Source organism: Pseudomonas sp. TE50-2 (assembly GCF_040813665.1).
Taxonomy (GTDB): Bacteria; Pseudomonadota; Gammaproteobacteria; order Pseudomonadales; family Pseudomonadaceae; genus Aquipseudomonas; species Aquipseudomonas soli.
Genome location: NZ_JBFNXN010000001.1, coordinates 4,650,773 through 4,665,608, shown reverse-complemented (window position 1 = coordinate 4,665,608; position 14,836 = coordinate 4,650,773). Strand labels below are relative to the sequence as shown.

Annotated in this window: 14 protein-coding genes; all 14 read right to left on the bottom strand. The window is 63.0% G+C overall.

Annotation, left to right across the window (positions count from 1 at the left end; translation table 11 throughout):
• Window positions 1-48: 48 nt before the first annotated feature.
• Window positions 49-501: a flagellar export protein FliJ gene (gene fliJ / locus AAHK21_RS21340; RefSeq protein WP_110605508.1), complete on the bottom strand. Its 453-nt coding sequence runs from the start codon at window positions 499-501 to the stop codon at window positions 49-51.
• Window positions 502-507: 6 nt separating this feature from the next.
• Window positions 508-1,863 (bottom strand): flagellar protein export ATPase FliI, encoded by a 1,356-nt coding sequence (gene fliI, locus AAHK21_RS21335; protein ID WP_038706560.1) that lies wholly within the window; start codon window positions 1,861-1,863, stop codon window positions 508-510.
• Window positions 1,853-2,626 carry a flagellar assembly protein FliH gene (fliH, locus tag AAHK21_RS21330; RefSeq protein ID WP_110702458.1) on the bottom strand — a complete coding sequence of 258 codons (774 nt, stop codon included), beginning with the start codon at window positions 2,624-2,626 and terminating at the stop codon, window positions 1,853-1,855. The genes fliI and fliH overlap by 11 nt, the downstream gene beginning before the upstream one ends.
• 139 nt (window positions 2,627-2,765) lie before the next feature.
• Window positions 2,766-3,785: a flagellar motor switch protein FliG gene (gene fliG / locus AAHK21_RS21325; protein ID WP_023631000.1), complete on the bottom strand. Its 1,020-nt coding sequence runs from the start codon at window positions 3,783-3,785 to the stop codon at window positions 2,766-2,768.
• Complete coding sequence (gene fliF, locus AAHK21_RS21320; RefSeq protein ID WP_023630999.1) at window positions 3,778-5,556, bottom strand: flagellar basal-body MS-ring/collar protein FliF; 1,779 nt, start codon at window positions 5,554-5,556, stop codon at window positions 3,778-3,780. The genes fliG and fliF overlap by 8 nt, the downstream gene beginning before the upstream one ends.
• 15 nt (window positions 5,557-5,571) lie before the next feature.
• The gene (gene fliE, locus AAHK21_RS21315; RefSeq protein WP_023630998.1) at window positions 5,572-5,904 is read right to left on the bottom strand and encodes a flagellar hook-basal body complex protein FliE; all 333 of its coding nucleotides are present in this window, start codon (window positions 5,902-5,904) and stop codon (window positions 5,572-5,574) included.
• 107 nt (window positions 5,905-6,011) lie between these two features.
• Window positions 6,012-7,388, bottom strand: a complete 1,377-nt coding sequence (locus AAHK21_RS21310) for a sigma-54-dependent transcriptional regulator (RefSeq protein WP_367858262.1) — start codon at window positions 7,386-7,388, stop codon at window positions 6,012-6,014.
• The gene (locus AAHK21_RS21305; protein ID WP_367858261.1) at window positions 7,385-8,602 is read right to left on the bottom strand and encodes a PAS domain-containing sensor histidine kinase; all 1,218 of its coding nucleotides are present in this window, start codon (window positions 8,600-8,602) and stop codon (window positions 7,385-7,387) included. The genes AAHK21_RS21310 and AAHK21_RS21305 overlap by 4 nt, the downstream gene beginning before the upstream one ends.
• Before the next feature lie 159 nt (window positions 8,603-8,761).
• The gene (gene fleQ / locus AAHK21_RS21300; protein WP_367858260.1) at window positions 8,762-10,237 is read right to left on the bottom strand and encodes a transcriptional regulator FleQ; all 1,476 of its coding nucleotides are present in this window, start codon (window positions 10,235-10,237) and stop codon (window positions 8,762-8,764) included.
• Window positions 10,238-10,403: 166 nt separating this feature from the next.
• A complete protein-coding gene (locus tag AAHK21_RS21295) occupies window positions 10,404-10,700 on the bottom strand; it encodes a flagellar protein FliT (protein WP_367858259.1) in 297 nt (98 codons plus the stop codon).
• Window positions 10,701-10,720: 20 nt separating this feature from the next.
• Window positions 10,721-11,122 carry a flagellar export chaperone FliS gene (gene fliS, locus AAHK21_RS21290; RefSeq protein ID WP_110605511.1) on the bottom strand — a complete coding sequence of 134 codons (402 nt, stop codon included), beginning with the start codon at window positions 11,120-11,122 and terminating at the stop codon, window positions 10,721-10,723.
• Between the two features lie 128 nt (window positions 11,123-11,250).
• Complete coding sequence (fliD, locus tag AAHK21_RS21285) at window positions 11,251-12,639, bottom strand: flagellar filament capping protein FliD (RefSeq protein WP_367859015.1); 1,389 nt, start codon at window positions 12,637-12,639, stop codon at window positions 11,251-11,253.
• Between the two features lie 83 nt (window positions 12,640-12,722).
• Window positions 12,723-13,073, bottom strand: coding sequence for a flagellar protein FlaG (locus AAHK21_RS21280; protein ID WP_367858258.1), 351 nt, complete (start codon window positions 13,071-13,073; stop codon window positions 12,723-12,725).
• Window positions 13,074-13,148: 75 nt separating this feature from the next.
• Entirely contained in the window at window positions 13,149-14,561 is a 1,413-nt protein-coding gene (locus AAHK21_RS21275; RefSeq protein ID WP_367858257.1) for a flagellin, read from the bottom strand.
• Window positions 14,562-14,836 lie beyond the last annotated feature (275 nt).

The following is a 14,836-nucleotide window of genomic DNA, read 5'->3' as shown; positions in this document are numbered from 1 at the left end:
ACTTCTGAAGGTTTAGCAGGCGCTGGCGACAGGCGCCAGTCAGGTCGATCAGGGGTGGCTCTGGCGCGGCAGACGCTGGGACAGCTCGTCGAGCAGCTTCTGCTCGCGCTTGTCCTCGGCCCGGCGCGCTTCGTCCAGATAGCGCTGCACCAGCTTGCGCAAGCCTTCCACCCGGGCATAGGCCTGCTGCCAGGTGTTGCGGGCGTTGTTCAGGTTGTTCTGATGCCAGGCCATGCTCTGGCGCTGCTGGGTCATCGCCGTTTCCAGCTGGCCGAGGAAGCGCTGGTAGTTGACCAGCCAGTTGCCGTCGACACCCTGGCTGCCGCGATTGATCCACTGCTGCTGATAGGCCTCGCGGAAGCTCTCGAGCTCAGCCTGCTTGGCCTGGGCATCGCTGAGCAGCTTCTGGAAATGCCCCAGGCGCTGGGCGGCCTTGCGCTCGGCCTCCTCGGCCATCTCGACCACCGGCACCAGGCGTGCGGCTCGGCTGGGCTGGGCCATGGTCTATCAGCCCGCTGGCGGCGCGAATACCGCCGCCAGTTCTTCGCGGCTCTGCGCCATGCCGACGTTCTCGTCCAGGCGCTGGCGCAGGAAGTCCACCAGCTTGGGCTGCAGGGCAATGGCCAGGTCGGTTTCCGGATCGCCACCAGCCACGTAGGCGCCGACGCTGATCAGGTCACGGCTCTGCGACAGGCGCGACCACAGCTGCTTGAACTTCTGCGCCTGGCGCAAATGGTCGGGGTCGACCACCTGCGGCATGACCCGGCTGATCGAGGCTTCGATATCGATGGCCGGGTAGTGCCCTTCCTCGGCCAGGCGCCGGGACAGCACGAAGTGGCCATCGAGCACGCCCCGCGCCGAGTCGGCGATCGGGTCCTGCTGGTCGTCACCTTCGGAAAGCACCGTATAGAACGCAGTGATCGAGCCACCACCCGGCTCGCCGTTGCCGGCACGCTCCACCAGCTTTGGCAGCTTGGCGAACACCGAGGGTGGGTAGCCACGGGTGGCGGGCGGCTCGCCGATGGCCAGGGCGATCTCGCGCTGGGCCTGGGCGAAACGGGTCAGCGAGTCCATCAGCAGCAGGACGTTCTTGCCCTTGTCGCGGAAGTACTCGGCGATCCGCGTGCAGTACATCGCGGCACGCAAGCGCATCAGCGGCGCGTCGTCCGCAGGCGATGCCACCACCACCGAGCGCTTGAGCCCCTCCTCGCCGAGGATATGTTCGATGAATTCCTTCACCTCCCGGCCCCGCTCGCCGATCAGGCCGACCACGATGATCTCGGCCTCGGTAAAGCGCGTCATCATGCCCAGCAACACCGACTTACCAACACCAGTACCGGCGAACAGCCCCAGGCGCTGGCCGCGGCCGACGGTGAGCAGGCCGTTGATGCTGCGGATACCGACATCCAGCGGCTGGCTGATCGGGTCACGGTTGAGTGGGTTGATGATCGGGCCGTCCATCGGCACCCAATCCTCGGCCTTCATCCCGCCTTTGCCGTCCAGCGCACGACCGGCGCCGTCAAGCACCCGGCCGAGCATGCTCATGCCCATGGGCAGGCGACCGCTGTCATCCAGCGGTACCACGCGAGCACCGGGCGCCAGGCCGACGATGCTGCCGACCGGCATCAGGAACACTTTGCTGCCGGCAAAGCCCATGACTTCAGCCTCCACCTGCACCGGGTGGTAGCTGTCGTCGTTGATCACCAGGCAGCGGCTGCCCACCGCGGCGCGCAGACCCTCGGCTTCAAGGGTGAGGCCGACCATGCGCAGCAGGCGCCCCTCGACGATCGGCTGGTCGGGCAGCTTCACCGCATCGGCGTAGCCCTCCAGGCGCTTGCCGAAACTGGTGCGGTCAAGGCGCATCGGGTTCACCTGCCGGGACGTCCAGCTCAACGGAAATATCCGCCGCCGCCGGGTGCAGGGCCTGGTCGTGGGACTGGTCGAACAGTTGCGCCACCGCCTTCTCGATACGTGTTTCCATGGTGGCATCGATACGGCTATGGGCGGTTTCGATACGGCAGCCACCCGGCAACAGCGACTCGTCCTCGAGCAGCTTCCAGCTTTCCTCGTGTCGCTCGCGCAAGGCCTTGGCCAGCTCGAAATCCTGCGGGTTGAGGTGGATGCGAATGTTGTCGGCGCCCATCGGCAGCAGCTTCAGCGCTTCGCGCAGCACATGGGTGATCTGGCTCGAATCGCTGCGCAATTCGCGACCAATGACCTGGCGGGTCATGTTGGCGACCAGTTGCACCAAGGCCTTTTCGATCTGGGTATCCTGCTCGGCGATCGGCTCGAGCAGATGCCCCATGATCTGTTCGAGGCTGGCCAGCTTGGCCGCCAGTGCCACTTCGGCTTCCTGGCGCACTTTCAGCTGGGTGCTGTGGAAACCTTCGCGTTCGCCGGTGGCGAAGCCTTCGTTGTAGGCCTCCTGGCGAATGGCTTCGAGCTCCTCGAGGGTCAGCGGCTGGACTTCCTCCAGCGGTACTTCCTCGACTTCTTCCTCGATGACTTCAGGCTCAGGTTCCGGCTCGGGTTCCGGCTCCGGGTCGAAGCTGGGCAGCGCCCAGACGTCGACGCCCTCGAGGTCGCGGGCACGGATCAGGTCGCTGGGGTGTTCGGTGGTGGACATGCTGTGAGCTTCTCGAAAACCTTGAAAGGGCCGTGGGAGCGGGCTTGCCCCGCGATGAGCGGACGCCGGACCGACAGCATTGCCGGCCCTGGCCACATCGCGGGACAAGCCCGCTCCCACAGTGTCACCAGTCGCTGGCTTAGATCATTTCCTCGGCGCCCTTGCCGCCAAGCACGATCTCGCCGGCCTCGGCCATGCGGCGGGCGATGGTGAGGATTTCCTTCTGCGCCGTTTCCACGTCGCTGACCCGTACCGGCCCCTTGGCCTCCAGGTCGTCGCGCAGCAGCTCGGACGCACGCTTGGACATGTTCTTGAAGATCTTGTCCTTGACCCGCTCGTCGGCACCCTTGAGCGACACCACCAGCACGTCGGACGACACTTCGCGCAGCAGCGCCTGGATGCCACGGTCGTCGACGTCGGCCAGGTTGTTGAAGACGAACATCAGGTCTTCGATCTGCTCCGACAGGTCGCTGTCGATCTCGCGGATCGAGTCCATCAGCGCGCCTTCCACCGAGCTGTCGAGGAAGTTCATGATATCGGCGGCGCGCTTGATGCCACCCAGGGTGGTGCGCGCGGCATTGGAGTTGCCGGAGAACTGCTTCTCGAGGATCTGGTTGAGCTCCTTGAGCGCCGCCGGCTGCACGGTGTTGAGCGACGACACGCGCAGGACGATGTCCAGGCGCACCTTGTGGTCGAAGTTGCTCAGCACCTCGCCGGCCTGGTCGGGGTCGAGGTAGGCGACCACGATGGCCTGGATCTGCGGGTGCTCGTAGCGGATGACATCGGCCACGGCGCGCGGCTCCATCCACTTGAGGCTGTCCAGGCCGCTGGTGTTGCCACCGAGCAGGATGCGGTCGATCAGGCCGTTGGCCTTGTCCTCGCCGAGGGCCTGGTTGAGCATCTTGCGAATGTAGCCGTCGGAACCGACGCCCAGGCTGGTCTGGTCGCCGACGATCTCGACGAACTCGCTCATCACCTGCTCGACCTGCTCGCGATGGACGTTGCCCATCTGCGCCATGGCCACACCGACCCGCTGCACTTCCTTGGGCCCCATGTGGCGCAAGACTTGCGCGGCATCGGTCTCGCCGAGCGAGAGCAGGAGGATGGCCGCCTTGTCGACGCGGCTCAGCTTGGCGGTAATGGCTCGATTGTCACTCATCGGCGTTGATCCACTCTTTCACGACCTGGGCCACGCGGCCCGGGTCTTCGGCCACCAGGCCCTTGATTGCGTTGAGCTGTGCCTCGTAACCCTCGCTCGGGCTCGGCAACAGAATGCTTGTCGGGCCACCCAGGCTGACGCGGTCGTTGGCCAGTTCGCCATCCAGACCGATCATGCCGCCCAGCTCCATGTCGCTGTCCGTGGCCGCCTGCTTGCCGCCACCTGTAATGTTGTTGAGCACCGGCCGCAGCACGCCGAACACCAGCACCAGGATGAACAGCACGCCCAGCACTTGCTTGACGATGTCCCAGAACCACGGCTGCGAGTAGAACGGAATATCGACCAGCTCGTCGCCACGGTCGGCGGCGAACGGCACGTTGATTACGGTGACGCTGTCGCCACGGCTGGCATCGAAGCCCACGGCGTCCTGTACCAGGCGGGTAAAGCGCGCCAGATCCTCGGCGCCCCACGGAGTACGGGTCGTCTCGCCGGTGGCGGCGTCCAGCTTGACCTGGTCATCCACCACCACGGCCACCGACAGGCGGGTCAGGCGACCTTGCTGCTGGCGGGTGTGGCTGATGGAACGGTCCAGTTCGAAGTTCTTGGTGCTTTGCTGGCGCTTGTCGCTCGGGTACGGCGCGAGCATCGGCTGGCCGGTGGCCGGATCCATGATCTGCTGGCCATTGGCATCCACCAGCGGTTGGCCGGGCTGGATGGCACCGGCTGGCGTGGCGGCGGCCTTGGCGTTCTCGGGCGCGGAGGCACCGGCCGGCGGCTGGTTGCTCAACGCCCCCGGCACACCTTGCGGACCCTGGCTGCTGGCACGTTGTTCGTTGACCGACTGCTCGCTACGCAGAGCAGGCTGATCAGGGTTGAACTGCTCGGAAGTGGACTCGACGGCACTGAAGTCGACATCGGTCGACACTTCGGCCTTGTAGCGGTCGTTGCCCAGCACCGGCTGCAGGATGTTGTGCACACGCTGGGTGAGCATGCCTTCCATGCGGCGGCTGTAGTCGAACTGCTTGCCGGCCATGGTCAGGGCGGTGTCCTGCAACTGATCGGAGAGCAGGTTGCCTTTCTGGTCGACCACGGTCACCTGGGACTTGTCCAGTTCCGGGACACTGGTAGCCACGAGGTTGACGATGGCCATGACCTGCCCAGCCTCAAGCGCACGCCCTGGGTACAGCTCAACCAGTACCGAGGCACTTGGCTTGCGCTCGTCGCGCACGAACACCGAACTCTTCGGAATCGCCAGGTGCACGCGGGCAGCCTTGACGTTGTTCAGGCTCGACACGGTGCGCGCCAGTTCGCCCTCCAGGCCACGGCGGTAGCGGGTGGCTTCCATGAACTGGCTGGTTCCCAGGCCCTGATCCTTGTCGAGCAGTTCGAAGCCGACATTGCCATCGCTTGGCGCCACGCCGGCTGCTGCGAGCTTGAGGCGCGCACGGGAGAGATCGTCGGCCTTGACCAGCAAGGCGCCGGAGTTCGGCTCAACCTTGTAGGGAATGTCGGCTGTGGCCAGCGCATCCACCACCTGTTTGGTGTCCATGCCCGCCAGGCTGCCATACAGGGGCCGATAGTCCGGCTGCTGCGACCAGAGCACCACGGCAAAACCGATGGCCACGCTGGCGGCCAGGCCGACCAGCAGGCCGACCTGACGCAGCATTGGCATCTGCGAGATGTTTTCCAGGAACGCCATGCCGAACAGCGGCGGCTTGGCGACTGGCGGGCCACTCTTGGCGGGGGCGTTATCGACGACTGCTTCGGCCATGACTCACTCTCGCCCTTATACCGGCATCTGCATGATGTCCTGGTACGCCTGTACCAGCTTGTTGCGTACCTGGGTCATGGCCTGGAACGATACCGAGGCCTTTTGCGAGGCGATCATCACGTCAGTCAGGTCGACACCGCTCTTGCCGATCTCGAAGGCGTTGGCCAGCTGGGAGGAAGCCTGTTGCGTTTCATGCACCTTGCCAATGGCCTGGCCAAGCATGTCGGCGAAGCTGCTCTGGCCAGGCGCCAGCTCAGGCGCGGCGGCAACCTTGGGCTGGGACATGGCTTCGGCCTGCATGGCGCGCATGTCCAACATCAGACGATTGAATTCAACACCTTGGGTCATGGACTTCTCTCTCCGGCTGCCGCACTTTTTTTGACACTCGTGCAGCGAATGGGTTGGAGCTAGCAAGAGGAGTGCCAGCCAACCCGAAAATCATTCAAAACGACGTATCAACCGAACAGGCTGGCCTCGACATCCAAGCCCGCGTCACGCATCTGCGCCAGCTTGTAGCGCAAGGTGCGCGGGCTGATGCCCAGGCGTTCGGCAGCCTCCTTGCGACGCCCGCGCTCGGCGCGCAAGGTGTCGATGATCATCTGGAACTCATGACGACGCATGTCGTCACCCAGCCCTCCAGCTTCGGTACCCAACTCGGCGGATAATGGCTCAATAGTGGCCACCTTTGGCAGCGACAACGGAATGGCGCCAGCCAGACAGAAATCCGCCGCTTCGATCACTCCACCCTGCTGCAAAATCAGTGCACGCTGTATCGCGTTGTCCAGTTCGCGCACGTTGCCCGGCCAGGCGTAGGCCTGCAGGCACGCCCGCGCCTCGGCGGACAACCGGACCTGGGCATGACGCATCTTTTGCGCATGCCGTGCCAGCAAGCGCTCGGCCAGCGGCACGATATCGGCTGGGCGCTCGCGCAGCGCCCGCCACGCCATGGGGAATACCGAAAGACGGTAGTACAGGTCTTCCCGGAAACGCCCGGCCGCCACTTCTCCTGCCAGGTCACGGTTTGTCGTGGCGAGAATGCGGATATCCAGGGCGATGGGCTTGCGCCCACCCACACGCTCGACCTCGCGCTCCTGCAGCACGCGCAACAGCTTGGCCTGCAAGCCCAGCGGCATCTCGGAGATCTCGTCGAGCAGCAGGGTGCCACCGTCGGCCTGCTCGAACTTGCCGGCCTGGGCGGCGATCGCCCCGGTGAAGGCGCCCTTCTCATGGCCGAACAGGGTCGCCTCGAGCATGTTGTCCGGGATCGCCGCGCAATTGATCGCCACGAACGGCTGATCCACGCGCCGTGACTGCTGGTGGATATAGCGCGCCAGCACCTCCTTGCCGGTCCCTGACTCGCCGGAGATCAGCACGGTGGAATCGCTTTGCGCGACCTTGGCCGCCAACTCCAGCAATTGTCGGCTCGCAGGCTCGCAGGCCACCGGCCCCTCTTCGCCCGCTGATGCGCCGGACCCGACGGCATGCCGCGTCACCAGGCTGAGCAGCGCCTTGGGCTCGAACGGCTTGACCAGATAGTCGACAGCTCCTTGACGCATAGCTTCGACGGCCCGCTCAACCGCCGCATGAGCGGTCATCAGCAGTACCGGGAGTTGCGGGTGGTTGCGGCGCAATTGGGCCAACAGCTGATGACCATCCATGCCTGGCATGTTCACATCGCTCACCACCAGGCTGAACGACTCTTCGGTCACCGCCAGCAAGGCGTCTTCGGCACTGCCGACGGCACGGTGGCAGAAACCACCGATCTCCAGGGTATCGACCAGCGCCTGACGCAGGATCCGGTCATCCTCCACCAGCAGAACCTTGACGCTCATTGACTCGCCTCCAAACGCCCATCGATCAACGGCAACACGACGCTGACACAGGTGCCACGGCCTAGCTTCGAACGCAGGCTCAGGGTGCCGCGATGCGCCCGCACCACAGCCTGCACTACCGCCAGGCCGAGGCCGGTGCCGGTGGCCTTGGTAGTCAGGAAGGGCTCCCCCAGCCGCGCCAGCAACGCGGCGTCGATGCCGCTGCCAGCATCGCTGACACATACACGCAGGCTGTCCTCGCGACGCGACAGGTGAACCTTGAGCTTCGCCGGCCCGCTACTGGCCTGCAGGGCATTCTCGATCAGGTTGAGCAGTGCGCCGACCAAGGTGTCGCGATTGCACAGCAACTCGCCCAGGTGACTGTCACACTGCCAGCGCACCGCATGCCCCTGGACATGGGCATGGGCCGCCTGCTGCAAGGCCTGGAACAGCGCCTTCGGGCTGATCCGGTCATTGAGTGGCAGCTCGCCACGGGCAAACACCAGCATGTCGCGCACTTGATGCTCGAGTTCGTGCAGGCGCTCCTTGAGATTGCCGGCGAAGCGCTGGCGAGTCTCGTCCGCCAACACCTGCTCCGGGTCGGCCAGATGGCTGGCGTACAGCATCGCCGCCGAGAGCGGCGTACGGATCTGATGGGCCAGGGAGGCGACCATGCGCCCCAGCGACGACAGGCGCTCGTGCCGCGCCAATTGGTCCTGCATGCGACGGGTTTCGGTCAGGTCATTGAGCAACACCAACTGCCCAGGTTCGGCATCCAGCGAACGCGTGGCGATGGACAGGCGCCGCCCGTCGCGCAGCGAGACTTCATGGCCGTCATCCTCCCGCGGAGCGAAACTGCGGGCGATCACCTGGCGCCAGAGCACGCCCACCAACGGCTCGCCGAGCAGCTCGCAGGCCGCCGGATTGGCCTCGCGCACGAAGCCCTCGGCGTCGATCACGATGACTCCGCCCGGCAGCAGGTCCAACAGGTTCTGCAGACGGTTGGCCAGGCGCTCCTTCTCGTCCAGCTCGGCCATGCGCTGCGCGCTGACCACCGCCAGCTCACCCTTGAGCTCGCTGACCCGGGCCTCGAGCATGTTGTAGGACTGGCTCAGTTGGCTGGAGACCTGATCGAACAGGGCAAACGCCTGCTCAAGACCCTGCCGGCTTTCCTGCTCGAGCGGGGTGTGTCCTCGCGGATCGGAGGAATGGGAACGGTGGGCGGCCTGGGGCATCGTGCTCTCTCGCGTGGCTGACCGTCATAAAAACGGTATGTTGCCAGCGGTGTAGCAATAGCCGTGCCGGAGATGAGGACAATGGCAGGTGGACTAGTTGATCGAACTCAATGGCCGGAGCGGTTGCCCACCCCGACCATTTCGACTTGCCGGGCGAGATCAGTCGTCCGCCTGCTCCTCGCCACCCTGGCGGCTCATGCCGTACTTGCGCATCTTCTCCACCAGCGTGGTACGACGGATGCGCAGGCGCTCGGCGGCCCGGGCGACGATGCCATTGGCGTCGTCCAGCGCCTGTTGGATCAGCCCTTGCTCGAGGCTGCCGAGGTAGTCCTTCAGGTCCAGGCCTTCAGGCGGCAGCATGGCGTGGCTGGCGAAACTCGGCGCATGGCCGTTGATAGCCACGCGCTCCTCAAGATCGCTGCGCAGGCTGTCGACCAGTTGCTCGTCCTCGTCATCCACATAGCGGAATTTTTTCGGCAACTCCGCGACACCAATCACCCCGTAGGGATGCATGATCGCCATGCGCTCGACCAGGTTGGCAAGCTCGCGGACGTTGCCCGGCCAGCCATGACGGCACAGCGACATGATCGAGGCGGAGTTGAAGCGGATCGAACCGCGCTTCTCGTGCTCCATGCGCGAGATCAGCTCGTTCATCAGCAGCGGGATGTCTTCTACCCGCTCACGCAATGGCGCCATCTCGATAGGGAAGACGTTGAGGCGGTAGTACAGGTCCTCACGGAAGGTCCCGTCCTCGATCATGGTCTCCAGGTTCTTGTGCGTCGCGGCGATGATGCGCACATCAATGCTCTGGGTCTTGTTACTGCCGACGCGCTCGAAGGTGCGCTCCTGCAGCACGCGCAGCAGCTTGACCTGCATCGGCAACGGCATGTCGCCGATCTCGTCGAGGAACAGGGTACCGCCGTTGGCCAGCTCGAAACGCCCGGCACGGCTGGTGATAGCCCCAGTGAAGGCGCCCTTCTCGTGACCGAACAGCTCGCTCTCCAGCAGCTCCGCCGGGATCGCCCCGCAGTTGACCGGCACGAACGGCGCTTCGCGACGCTTGGAGTGGTAGTGCAGGTTACGCGCCACCACCTCCTTGCCGGTACCGGACTCACCGAGAATCAGCACGCTGGCGTCGGTGTCAGCCACCTGCTGCATCATCTGCCGTACGTGCTGGATGGCACGGCTGGTGCCCACCAGACTGCGGAACAGGTTGGGCTCGCGCTGGCGACCGCGCTCGCGGGCCTGGTCGTACATCTCGCGGTAGACCTGGGCACGGTGCAGGGAGTCGAGCAACTGGCTGTAGCTCGGCGGCATCTCCAGGTTGGAGAGCACGCGACGACGCAGGTCCTCGGGGAACTCCGTGGAAGAAATTTCACCCAACAGCAGCACCGGAAGGAACTCATCCCACCCAGCCACTGTCTTAAGGAGCCCCAGCACACTTGCCGGGGCATTTACTGTGCCGATGAGGACACACAGCACTTCACGGCTGGAAGACAAACCCTCGACCACCTGCTGCCAGTCCTGGCTGGAGCAAGAAAGGTTTTCTTCGCCGAGAAAATTCAGGACCACCGCCAGATCGCGGCGGCGTTCGCTGTCGTCATCGATCAGGAGAATCTTGGTTTCACGCCACATGCAATAGCAACTTCCCTAGTCATATCGGCGCCCGAAGGGCGTGCACGACATCATTCCGACTGAATGGTCAGTGTTCGGACGTCTGAATTTCGAAAACAGCCACTAGTAAAGTCAAAAAGACCGAAGCAGTCAAATTTATGGCGCCTCTTACTCAGTTCGGTGCATCTTAACTGAATAAATGGTAAACCTTCGACGCATTCTTTGCTTGGTTGATCTGGGTCATTTCATCGGCGATGGCCTGGCGCTCACCGGTAGTGACGCTGACCAGCTCGCCATAGACCTGCAGCAACCCTTCCAACCGCTCCCGGATCAGTGCCTCGTCCAATGCCGGAGCACTGAGCATCTCATCGATGCAGGCGCGGCAGGTTTCGTCGAGCCTGCCGATGGCTTCCCAGTCGCGCGCACCCAAGGCTTCGAGCAGGGCATCACGGGTGTCGTCGAATCGTTGCAGCTCGCTACTCACCTTGCTCTCCCCTCCCCGCCTCAGGCGGGCTGCTGCGCATCGGCAATCGCATCCCAACCGGTCTTGACGGTGATCAGCAACTGCGCGACCTCGTCGATGATCGCCGGGTCGTTGTCGATATTGGCCTGCATCAGGCGGTTGGTCATGTAGGCGTAGAGGCTCGACAGCTGCTCGATATAGGCAGGATCTTCGCTCTTCTGCGCATCCAAGCCATCGTTCAGGCCGATGATGATATCGATCGCCTTGCCCAGCATCAGGCCTTTCTCGGCGATGTCGCCACGGGCCAGGGCACCTTTGGCCTGGGCCATGCGATCGAGCCCACCCTCCATCAGCATCTGCACCAGGCGATGGGGCGTAGCTTCGGAAATCTGGGCATGGGAATTGACCTTCTGGTACTGCCGAAGGGCTCTCATGGGATTCATCTTGCGACCTCGTGACGGGCAAAAACGGTAGGTTCGATAGTCCCTGTATCGGGCCGGCGGCGAAAAACTTTACCACCCGATGACATGAAGCCGGGCATCATGCCCGGACTTCACGCGACGTTCACGGATTATTTGTCGTTCTTGGCGTTGTTCAGCGCATTGAGCGTGCCTAGCACGTTCTGCTGCTGCTGGCGCAACTGGGAGACCAGGGTATCCATGCTGTTGTACTTGTCCTGCAGGCTGATGCGCAGGGCTTCCATGCGCGTGTCCAGCGTGTCCTGCTCGGTCTTGAGCTTGGTCAGGCTTTCAGACAAGGCCTTGGAACGCTCAGCCAGGGTGCCAGTGCTGGCCTTGGCGTATGGTTCTGTGACCTTCTGCAGGCGCGCCAGCAGGCCATCCTTGCCATTGAAAATGCTGGTCAGGTCAGCTGCGTTCGTGGCTGCGGCCTTGTCCCACTTCTTTTCGTCCAGGCTGAGCGTGCCGCCATCCTGGGATGTGGTGACGCCAAAGGCGGCGAGCGACTTCATCGTGCCGTTGCCGGAAAGCGCGTTCATTTCTTCGCGGATCGATGACATCAGCGCGCGCATGGATGCGTCGCCGGTGAGCGCTGCGGGAGTCACGGTGCCGTCGGCGTTCTTTGTCACCCTGGTCTCGGCGTTGACCACCTTGAGCAACGCGTTGTAGGTGTCGATGAAGCCTTTGAGGCCCGACTTCAGCGCGGAGGTGCTGGTGGTCAGGGACAGCGTGGTCTTGAGGAACTCCTTGGTATCCTTGTCCTGGGGGGAAACACCCACCAGCTTGATATTCAACCCGCTTACCGCATCGCTGATATCGTTGCTTTTGGACTCCATGGAGATGCCATCAAGCGTGTACTTGGCATTCTGGGGTTCATCTACAACGGTCGCCCCAATGTCGAGCCCCGAGTTGCCCGACAACGTGATATCGGAACCCACACCCATCTTGTTGGAAGTGATCACCAGACGCGAACCCGAGGCGTCAGTCAGAACGTTGGCACTCAAGCCTGCGGTACCGAACTGGCTGTTGATCGTCTCGCGCACCTGCTGCAGCGTAGCGCCCGGCGGGATGCTGACGTCGTGGGCCTTGCCATTCTGGGTAATGGTCAGTTTGGTCGAGGTGGTACCCGGGTTGACCACGCTACCCGCGCCGCCAGCGTACACCTTTGTGGACACCTTGGAAGCCGATGCCAGATGGGTCACAACCAGGTTGAAGGAACCATTGGCCGCACCAGCACCAGCGGTGATGGTCGCAACCTTCTCATCCGAGGACTTCAACGCCAGTCCGCCGAAGCTGTTGTCGTTGGTCATGCTGGTCAACGCACCACGGAAGGCATCCAGGGCCGCCTGGATCTTGCCGATCGAGGACAATGTGGTGGTTGCCTTCAGTGTCTGGGTATTGATCTGTGCCTGCTTCGGCGCCTTCTGCGCGTCCACCAGGGACTTCACAATCGCCTGGGTATCGATGCCCGATCCAATACCGCTGATTGTTGAACCTGCCATCATTGCTCTCCTTGTTCGGTAGCTGCCGGATCCTTGACGACTACGCGCCTCAAATGCCCGACAGCAACAAAAATCATGCCAGCCTAAGCCTTGTCGTCGAACAACAGGCTGCCGGCTTCGCTGAGGCTTTGTGCCAGCTTCAGCGCGGTTTCCGACGGAAGTTGGCGGATCACGTCACCGGACTCGGTGGCGATTACCTTGACCACTACCCGGCCGGTGGAATCATCGATTGAAAAATCCAGCTTGCGCTGGCTCGATTGGACGAAATCACGGATATCGCCAACCGCCTTCTCCAGGTCTTCGCGGGTGTGCGGCTTGTCATCGGCAGCCACGGTTTCCGGCACCTTGGCAGGCACCAGCGGATCCTTGGCAGTCGCCACTGCCTGAGGCAGCACCGGAGGATACACCTGGTTCAGCTTGACACTCATGTCCATGCTTCGAACTCCTCATGTCAAAAAAGCGAAAGGGCACGTAAACGCGCCCTTCCACCTCTTACTCAGGCGCCTGAATTACTGGAGCAGTTTCAGGACCGAGGATGGCAGCTGGTTAGCCTGCGACAGGATCGCGGTCGAGGCCTGCTGCAGGGTCTGCTGCTTGGTCAGCTCTGCAGTTTCCGAAGCGAAGTCCACGTCCTGCACGGTCGAACGGGCAGCGGTGGAGTTCTTCTGGATGTTCTGCAGGTTGTCAACGGTGGTGGTCAGACGGTTCTGGGTAGCACCCAGGCCCGAACGGACGCTGTCGATCGAACCGATGGCCTTGTCAATAACGGCCAGGGCGTTCTGAGCCTTGGTGGCGTCGGTGACGTCGGTTTGCGAGATGGCGGTCTTGGCGGAGGTAACGGTCGCAGCACCGAACAGATCAGTAGCGCCGCCCAGCGAGAAGCCCTTGGCCGAGTCCAGGGAGATCTGACCGGTAACCACCATGGCAGCACCACCCAGAGCAGCACCAGCAGCGAAGTTGCCGGAGCCGTCTTTAGCGGCGATCGAGATGTTCGCCTGGGCGTTGGTGTCAGCAGCCGAGAAGTTGATGTTCTCGCCGGTGTCCGACTTGATGCTCAGGGTGCCTTTGGCTTCGTCGTAGTTGACGCTGATGCCCAGTTTGGCGGCGTTGGATTTCAGCTGGTCAGCCAGGCCTTTCTGGTCGGTCACACCAACGAAGTCAACAGTACCGCTGGAACCGACAGACAGCTTGAAGTTGGATGGAGTGGCAGCGAGAACGTCCAGCTTGACTTCAGTGCTAGCAGCTGCGGTCAGACCACCGATCGAACCGTTCAGGTTGCTGGCGATCTGCTTGGCGGAAGCGCCAGCAGCGTAGGCGACAGTGGCGGTCTGGCCGTTACCGGTAACGGACAGGCTGCCAGCGGCAACGCCGGTTGCGCTTGGTGCGATCGCGGTGCTCTTGACCTGCTGGGAACCGATGTTGCTGGCAGCAACGTTTTCCAGGGTCAGGTTGATGGTTTCGTTGGCGTTGGCGCCGACCTGAATGGCCTTGGTGCCGTAGGAGCCGTCCAGCAGCTTCTGGCCACCGAAGGTGGTGGTTTCCGAGATACGGTTCAGTTCGGCGGTCAGAGCCTGGTATTCGTCGTTGTTCGACTTACGGTCGTCAGGGCTCAGGGAGCCAGTGGCCGAGGACAGAGCCAGGGTACGCATTTTTTGCAGGATGTCGGTCGAAGCCTGCATTGCGCCTTCGGCGGTCTGGGCGATCGAGATACCGTCGTTGGCGTTCTTAACTGCCTGGCCCAGGCCGTTGATCTGGCTGGTCAGACGGTTGGCGATTTGCAGGCCGGCAGCGTCGTCTTTGGCGCTGTTGATGCGCAGGCCGGAAGACAGGCGCTGCATCGAAGTGGTCTGGGCGCTGCTGGCCTTGTTCAGGTTAACCTGAGTAGTAACCGAAGCAATGTTGGTGTTTACAGTTAAAGCCATGACGAAATCCTCGTTGGATGGGTACTGCGGCTTCCGGCCCTGGCATCCGCCGGGTATGGCCTAGAGAACCTTCGTAATGGTTATCGTCGTCTGCGTAAGTTGCTTGAGGGCATTTTCGAAAAAAAAATGCCATCACCCCGCCACCCCTATGAAATCAGGGGTTTATCGATTTGGCGGCGGACGATCATGACCTGCCGTCCAGCCCAACGCGACTCAGCCCCACAGTAACCACCCCATCTTCCAAGCATAAAAAAACGCCTGACGGGGGTACGCCA

Bases quoted from the DNA above. Each gene is read 5' to 3' on its own strand.
- fliJ (WP_110605508.1), bottom strand. From the start codon at position 501: ATGGCCCAGCCCAGCCGAGCCGCACGCCTGGTGCCGGTGGTCGAGATG.
- fliI (WP_038706560.1), bottom strand. From the start codon at position 1,863: ATGCGCCTTGACCGCACCAGTTTCGGCAAGCGCCTGGAGGGCTACGCC.
- fliH (WP_110702458.1), bottom strand. From the start codon at position 2,626: ATGTCCACCACCGAACACCCCAGCGACCTGATCCGTGCCCGCGACCTC.
- fliG (WP_023631000.1), bottom strand. From the start codon at position 3,785: ATGAGTGACAATCGAGCCATTACCGCCAAGCTGAGCCGCGTCGACAAG.
- fliF (WP_023630999.1), bottom strand. From the start codon at position 5,556: ATGGCCGAAGCAGTCGTCGATAACGCCCCCGCCAAGAGTGGCCCGCCA.
- fliE (WP_023630998.1), bottom strand. From the start codon at position 5,904: ATGACCCAAGGTGTTGAATTCAATCGTCTGATGTTGGACATGCGCGCC.
- AAHK21_RS21310 (WP_367858262.1), bottom strand. From the start codon at position 7,388: ATGAGCGTCAAGGTTCTGCTGGTGGAGGATGACCGGATCCTGCGTCAG.
- AAHK21_RS21305 (WP_367858261.1), bottom strand. From the start codon at position 8,602: ATGCCCCAGGCCGCCCACCGTTCCCATTCCTCCGATCCGCGAGGACAC.
- fleQ (WP_367858260.1), bottom strand. From the start codon at position 10,237: ATGTGGCGTGAAACCAAGATTCTCCTGATCGATGACGACAGCGAACGC.
- fliS (WP_110605511.1), bottom strand. From the start codon at position 11,122: ATGAATCCCATGAGAGCCCTTCGGCAGTACCAGAAGGTCAATTCCCAT.
- fliD (WP_367859015.1), bottom strand. From the start codon at position 12,639: ATGGCAGGTTCAACAATCAGCGGTATTGGATCGGGCATCGATACCCAG.
- AAHK21_RS21280 (WP_367858258.1), bottom strand. From the start codon at position 13,073: ATGGACATGAGTGTCAAGCTGAACCAGGTGTATCCTCCGGTGCTGCCT.
- AAHK21_RS21275 (WP_367858257.1), bottom strand. From the start codon at position 14,561: ATGGCTTTAACTGTAAACACCAACATTGCTTCGGTTACTACTCAGGTT.